This is a genomic window from Parasaccharibacter sp. TMW2.1890, assembly GCF_023337645.1.
In the GTDB taxonomy this organism is placed as follows: domain Bacteria; phylum Pseudomonadota; class Alphaproteobacteria; order Acetobacterales; family Acetobacteraceae; genus Bombella; species Bombella apis.
In genome coordinates this window covers 67,421-73,874 of the sequence record NZ_NWUV01000005.1, presented here as the reverse complement: position 1 = coordinate 73,874, position 6,454 = coordinate 67,421, and the positions used below count along the sequence as shown (strand labels likewise).

The window sequence follows — 6,454 nt, the reverse complement described above, 5'->3', positions numbered from 1 at the left end:
TCGCCGCCAGGTCCCCTCGCTCACCCACACCCATAAAAACCACCCACCAACGCGGGGTGGAGCAGCCCGGTAGCTCGTCAGGCTCATAACCTGAAGGTCGTAGGTTCAAATCCTACCCCCGCATCCATACCCACAAAATCAGAAATAAGTTGATACGGAACCATCGGCATATTGCTTGTTAACAATAGAGCTATGTTGTGGGGAAGCGTGCCTGCAGAGCATGCTGTAGACAATGTAAATATAAAATTAAAAACGGTAGTGTTTGTTTTGTGTGTCACTTGTTTTGATTTGACATTAGAAATACACAAATCATATAGTTAAATAAATTAGATGTAATCATGCTTCTTTTAGAAGAAGTATAGCATTTACTGATGTAATGATTTGTTATTCATTGCATTTTCTCTAAAATAGGAGATTGCATAGGCATGCGTGGTGTTGTTGTCAAACTTCCGGATAGTGAACCCGGTATTATTGTTGCAGATGGTACGCAATATAACTTTCAAATTGCAGGCTCATGGCAGGGAAGTGTGGCCCCTTCAGTCAATCAGACAGTGGAATTTACGGAAGGGACAGGGGGAGTTGCAACAGATATCACTACCATATCGCGAGAAACCTTGGCTCAAGAACGGTTGCACACTCTTGGGAAAGGGCTCATGGACAAGGGAGAAGGGTTTTCGGATAATCTGAAACCATATGTGAAGCTGCAAATAGAACTTATGACGCTTCCATCTCTTGTAGTAACTGCAGCTATGGAAATTTCTTACTTCTTTTTTTCAGCTTTTTATTTCAATCAAAAGATCCCTTTTGTGAATACTGGATTTTCTGTGACTATTGATCAGCTTCTGGGAGCTGATATAGGCATGAATGGCATAGGATATTCCTTCACATTTCTTCGTGTTGTTGGTCTGTTGGTCATGTTCGTACCTTGGGTCACGCCGTGGTTGTCGTTTCCCAGAAAAAACTTTTTAAATCTCTTACCGTTGCTTGTGGTCTCATGCCTGCCCTTCCTCATGTATATGAAAGCAAAGTCATTTTTTGAGGATCTGCAGAGCTCTACAAATGGGCTCATGAATGGTTTGGGTGGATTGTTCGGGCAATTTTCTGCCCAGCAAGCGCTCTCAATGCCTGACCCGGGAGTGTTGGCCAGGAAGGTGATATCCCAGATTACGTTTGGATTTGGGTTCTGGGTTACCTTACTGGCAGCAGTGGCGCTTGTCATTACGACATTCAAGAAGAGACCTTCATGATGTCAGCGTGGCTATTGCTACACTACAATGAAGCAATCTCTTAAGACAGAAGGGCAGGGCGCTGGGTCAGCGCCCTGTTCCAACTAATCAGACCAGCGTAACGACCGTCTTGATATTTCCCTTCGTAGCATTGGCGTAGGGGCAGACGAACTCCGTCTTCTTCACCAGCTCAGCGGCTTTCGTCCGGTCCATACCCGGCAGGGACACCTCAATGGCAACTTCCAGCCCGAAACCGCCGTCAGAGCGGGGACCGATGCCGACTGTAGCCTGAACATGCGTGTCCGCAGGAATTTCGATCTTCTCTTCACCAGCAACAAATTTCATGGCACCGAGGAAACAGGCGGAATAACCAGCAGCAAAAAGCTGCTCCGGGTTATTGCCCTTGCCATTGCCACCCATTTCTTTGGGAACACCAAGGTCAACACGGAAGCTGCCGTCTGTGGTCTCTGCAAACCCATCCCGGCCACCGGTTGCGCGTGCCGTGGTTTTGTAAACAACGTTGATGGACATGAACCTACTCCCGCCCCCATGAGAAGGGCCTGTTATGGTGGTTGGTCCCAGCCGGTCCCGTGGGATACCGACTGGAAACCTCTGCCTGTAGAGATGGGCTCTGCGTCGTTATAGACAATGGGGCTGCCCCATAAAAAAATCAGGGCAGCTCCAACTCTTGTTCAAGATGTATAACTGTCAGTGGTGCTGTGGCGCATCTGTAAGGTTGGGTGTGCTGACAGGGAGGTCTGCCAGAATGGCAATGTCATGGCCACAGCTCAGGACAGCAGCCTTCTCCGCTGGTGTCAGCTGTGCCAGAGCGTCTTCCAGGGTTGCACTTTCCTGAAGCTTCAGGGAGCCAGTCAGCAGCGGCACGGAGATGGGGTCTCCTGGCTTCCGAGGGGGAGGCAGTGTCCGCAGGTGGGCATGTCTCAGGGCCGAACTGCTGCGAAGAGCGTGAAAAGCCTCCACAATTACAGGATGTGGGTGATTCCGTTCTTCATGTGCTTTCTGGATGATCGGCGGTGGCGCCGTTTCTTCAGGAATGAGAAGAAGACCAGCTTTACGCATTGCCTGACCAATCCGGCTGCTGCTGGTGAAGCCGACAAGAGGAATGGCCAGCAGCAGGCCGATCAGGACAGGCAGCATCCAGAGGAACAGGGAAAGGGACACGGACCACGCCGCAGCGCTCAGAATGAGGCCGAACAGGCTGTAGAACCAGTATTTTCGCACCGTATCAGCCCAGGGCAGGCTGCCATCGTCACGGTTCTGGGCCTTCCAGCCGGAATCACGGCCCAGCAGGATGGACAGGATGGCCGAGGTCTGGATCAGCATGGCAATCGGGGCAATGAGTGCCCCAATGAGCGTTTCCAGCAGAATGGACCAGCCAAGCCGTACCACACCACCTGCCTGTTCCCGCTCTTTGGGGTCAAGACAGATGGCAAGAAAAGCCAGAGCCTTGGGGGCCAGAAGGACGATCATGGTCTGGATGAAGACCAGCCGGGCCAGAATGGGATCCACGTGCGGCCAATGTGGGTAAAGGCTGCGCTGTGTGCTGAAATATTCTGGATGATAGAAATGTGCCTGCAAGGCAATGAGAATGCCAAAGAGCAGGAACAGCAGCCAGAGTGGTGACATGATGTAAGAACCGATGCCCACCAGCATGTGGGACCGGCTGACCCAGTGCATCCCCCTGGTGAAGAGGATACGGGCGTGCTGAAGGTTCCCCTGGCACCAGCGGCGATCCCGTACGGCAATGTCCGTCAGGGAAGGGGGGCTTTCCTCATAGGAACCACTCAGACCCGGAACCATGTGGATGGCCCAGCCGCCACGGCGCATCAGGGCTGCTTCGATGAAGTCATGGCTCAGAATATGCCCGCCAAAAGGTGGCTTGCCGGGAAGGTGTGGCAGACCGGCCTGCTCGGCAAAGGCCTGCGTGCGGATGATGGCATTATGGCCCCAGTAATTACCTTCCGAGCCATGCCACCAGGCAATCCCCTGTGCAATCAGTGGCCCATAAACACGTCCGGCAAACTGCTGCATCCGGGCAAAGAGTGTCTGTCCCCCCACGATGACAGGCAGGCTTTGAATGAGACCAACCTGCTCATGCTGTTCCATGGCGGCCGCCATGCGGACAATCAGTCCACCATCCATCAGGCTGTCTGCATCCAGGGTGAGCATGGCCGGGTAGGCCCCGCCAAAACGGGTGACCCATTCGCCGATATTCCCTGCCTTGCGGTCCGTGTTCTTGAAACGGCGGCGGTAGAACAGGTGCTTGCGGGCGTAATCCTGTTTGTGGAGGTCCAGAATGGCCTGCTCTTCCTGAACCCAGATGTCTGGATCAGTCGTGTCGGAAAGGATGAAGATGTCGAAATGGTCGCCCCGTCCCGTCTCCTGAAGGCTCTTGAGCATGGCCCGGAGATTGGTCATCACCCTCTGGGGCGGCTCATTGTAGGTGGGGAGCAGGATGGCGGTCTTGCCGGACAGTTGCGGCAGTGGGCCGGTGCGGCGGATGCCAAGCCCCAGCCCGCCATGACGCAGCATGGCCCAGAAGCCCCCGAGTGCCGAGGCGCAGGACAGGGAGATCCAGAAGCTGAGGATACTGAACAGCCCCAGCATGATGATCCCTAGCGTGCTTGTTCCCAGGGAGTTGAAGACGGCGTTGATCTTGACCACGCTGTAGCCGGTCAGGAGGAAAGCAGCCCCAAACACGGCCAGGCGCCGCAGCCAGAGCAGCGTCGGGGTCGTAGGGAGCCGCCAGAAGGCCCGGCCATGGCGGTCCGGTGCCTTGTGGAGGTCCTGCACGGGCATGGGCAGGGGAGATTCGGGAGGAAGAAAAGCAGTCTGCTGCGTGTGTTGCATCTCTCTCATGGGGTCCAGCGGTACAGCCATGTCTCGGAAACAGGCCCCTGCATGTTGGCCAGCTGGACCTGAAGCTCGCAGAGTTTCGCCTCCCCAGGGGTCAGCTGGAAGAAGGCCCGGATGCCATTGATGTCCGGATTTGGCATGAGTGTGATGGCTCCGATGCTGCCTGTCGATGTCTGGGCGACAAGGTGGTAGGAAGCCGGATCGGAAAGTGTACGGAACGGCTCACCATCAAAATCCAGCACGAACTGGACCCTGTCGGGGTGATCCGTCACGGCACCGACACGGGTATCATGGATGCGGGCCAGATGGGTCGGCCATGGCGTGTCCCAGCCCCAGTACATGCGATACGTGAAGTTGTAGCTCTGCCCGGCCTTCATGGGGGACTGGGGGCGCCAGAAGGATACGATGTTGTCGTTGACTTCACTGGGAGTAGGAATCTCCACCAGATTGACACTGCCCCTGCCCCAGTTGCCGACAGGCTCCACCCATAAGGAGGGGCGCCTTTCGTAATGCAGGGCGAGGTCTTCATAATCATGGAAGGACCGTTTGCGCTGCATCAGCCCATAGCCATAGGGCCCGGCATCACTGAAGGATGAGAGCTGGAGGTCGGTCGGGTTGGTCAGCGGGCGGTAGATGTTCTGGCCAGCGCCCGTCCATATCTGGAGGGCTTCACTATCATGGGCGGCAGGTCGCCAGTCATTCACATGCACCCGGTCATTGGCATCGAAATAATACATGCCTGTCAGTGGGGCGATACCGCCTGCCGAGATGTCCACACGGGGGAAGAAGGTGGACTGGACATCAAAAAGGGTCGTCTCCCCGGGACGGATGGTAAAGCGGAACGCACCGGTCAGGGAGGGGCTGTCCATCAGGGCATGCAGGACGAGGGACTGGCTGCCCGTAGCCGGCTTCTCAAGCCAGAAGGCCCGGAAAACGGGGAATTCCTCACCAGTTGGTGTGCCGGTATCCTTGGCAAAGCCCCGAGCAGACAGGCCGTAATTCTGCCCTTTTGCCACGGCACGGAAATAGGAAGCCCCGAGGAAAACCGCACATTCCTCCATGACATCAGGCCGGTTGAGGGCATAGCGGATGCGCAGGCCGGAGAACCCCTCCCCGGCGCTGATGTTCAGAGAGGAATCCCGGCTGCTGAATGTGTCAGCTGTGCAGGTGATGGGGTGGGCGGCGCCATTTTCGACCTCAAAAACATCAACCTGCTGTTTGTACAGATAGCCACGGGGAAAGAACTGGACATCGAAGGCCAGATGGTCCTGTCCCCAGAGGGTTTTTTCAGGATTGAACTGGATGGACGAAAACTGGTCGAACGTCATGTGGGCCAGAGAGTCAGGCAGGTCCTTCGGTGGTGCATGGTAGCTTCTGCCGGCCAGAGCCTGGGCCAGGGAGCGCACGGTACCGTCATCAAAATGGGTCGGAGCGACGTCGACTGTCTGTGCCCGCAGGCTGCGTCCCCCTGCAAGAGCCAGTCCTGCTCCGAGGCTCATACCTGCTTTTACAAGTTCACGACGATGCAGTTTCATGATGTACTTTCAAAACCCCGCCTGTCCATACAGTCTTGTTCCCTGTCTAACCCGGGATCAAAGGGTGAGGGAATGGTAATTTCAGGGCAGATTACATTAAAAAAATGTAGTCTCAATGCTGATTAAAGGGGACTGTTCAGGTTCCATATTTCCTCCCAGGACGGAAACTGGCCCGTTATCCTGTTGATATCATGGGGCTCTGGTGTGCCGGGAATTGCGGGAAGGTGATGGAGAGACCGGGTCCGTCCCAGCCGTTCCAGCGTCTGGCTGTTCTGGGGAGAGGCTGGCCCATTGGTGATGAAGCCGAGGACAGGAATATCACGTCGATACAGGGCTTCCAGGCTGAGCAGTGTGTGGTTGAGCGTCCCCAGCCCGCTGCGTGTGACCAGAATGACGGGCAGGCCCAGTCGGGCGATGAGGTCGATCATCAGCATGGTATCTGTCAGGGGGACCATGAGGCCACCAGCTCCTTCCACGATCAGCGGAGCCTGCGGGACAGCAGGCAGGGTGAGCTGGTCAGGGTCCAGCGTCACACCTTCCAGCAGGCCGGCCGCAGCCGGTGCCAGGGGGGCCTGAAAGGCATGGGCCGGGGGCAGGAAATGCCTGTCCGGCAGGCCGGTCAGACGCTGGACGGTGGGTGTATCCCCTTCTTCTTCAGCCAGACCGGTCTGGAACGGCTTCCAGTATGTGCCCTGCCACGCTTTCGTCAGGATGGCACTGGTGAGCGTCTTGCCAACGCCGGTATCCGTCCCGGTGACGAAAACGCCTTGCGGAGCCGCCTGTGGCAGAGGAGAGGGGGAGGAGAGGAGCATGGTG

At 56.1% G+C, this 6,454-nt stretch carries 5 protein-coding genes and 1 tRNA gene; 2 read left to right on the top strand and 4 right to left on the bottom strand.

Features of this window, described 5'->3' with window-relative positions:
• Positions 1-50 precede the first annotated feature (50 nt).
• Together CPA54_RS09090 and CPA54_RS09085 are read left to right on the top strand one after the other, a co-directional pair.
• Positions 51-127 (top strand) — tRNA-Met (locus tag CPA54_RS09090).
• Between the two features lie 298 nt (positions 128-425).
• On the top strand, positions 426-1,247 hold the full coding sequence (locus tag CPA54_RS09085) for a hypothetical protein (RefSeq protein ID WP_103791289.1): 822 nt from the start codon (positions 426-428) through the stop codon (positions 1,245-1,247).
• An 87-nt stretch (positions 1,248-1,334) separates the two neighbouring features.
• Here the strand turns inward: CPA54_RS09085 and CPA54_RS09080 are convergent, their stop codons facing one another.
• From CPA54_RS09080 to bioD, 4 genes are all read right to left on the bottom strand, one after another.
• The gene (locus CPA54_RS09080) at positions 1,335-1,757 is read right to left on the bottom strand and encodes an organic hydroperoxide resistance protein (protein WP_043559686.1); all 423 of its coding nucleotides are present in this window, start codon (positions 1,755-1,757) and stop codon (positions 1,335-1,337) included.
• Positions 1,758-1,934: 177 nt separating this feature from the next.
• A complete protein-coding gene (gene mdoH / locus CPA54_RS09075; protein WP_052349015.1) occupies positions 1,935-4,127 on the bottom strand; it encodes a glucans biosynthesis glucosyltransferase MdoH in 2,193 nt (730 codons plus the stop codon).
• The gene (locus CPA54_RS09070; RefSeq protein ID WP_081562586.1) at positions 4,103-5,638 is read right to left on the bottom strand and encodes a glucan biosynthesis protein; all 1,536 of its coding nucleotides are present in this window, start codon (positions 5,636-5,638) and stop codon (positions 4,103-4,105) included. The genes mdoH and CPA54_RS09070 overlap by 25 nt, the downstream gene beginning before the upstream one ends.
• 122 nt (positions 5,639-5,760) lie before the next feature.
• Positions 5,761-6,450: a dethiobiotin synthase gene (gene bioD / locus CPA54_RS09065; RefSeq protein ID WP_052349014.1), complete on the bottom strand. Its 690-nt coding sequence runs from the start codon at positions 6,448-6,450 to the stop codon at positions 5,761-5,763.
• Positions 6,451-6,454 lie beyond the last annotated feature (4 nt).

Coding starts and splice junctions, on each gene's coding strand:
- CPA54_RS09070 (WP_081562586.1), bottom strand. CDS start 5,638: ATGAAACTGCATCGTCGTGAACTTGTAAAAGCAGGTATGAGCCTCGGA.
- CPA54_RS09085 (WP_103791289.1), top strand. CDS start 426: ATGCGTGGTGTTGTTGTCAAACTTCCGGATAGTGAACCCGGTATTATT.
- mdoH (WP_052349015.1), bottom strand. CDS start 4,127: ATGGCTGTACCGCTGGACCCCATGAGAGAGATGCAACACACGCAGCAG.
- bioD (WP_052349014.1), bottom strand. CDS start 6,450: ATGCTCCTCTCCTCCCCCTCTCCTCTGCCACAGGCGGCTCCGCAAGGC.
- CPA54_RS09080 (WP_043559686.1), bottom strand. CDS start 1,757: ATGTCCATCAACGTTGTTTACAAAACCACGGCACGCGCAACCGGTGGC.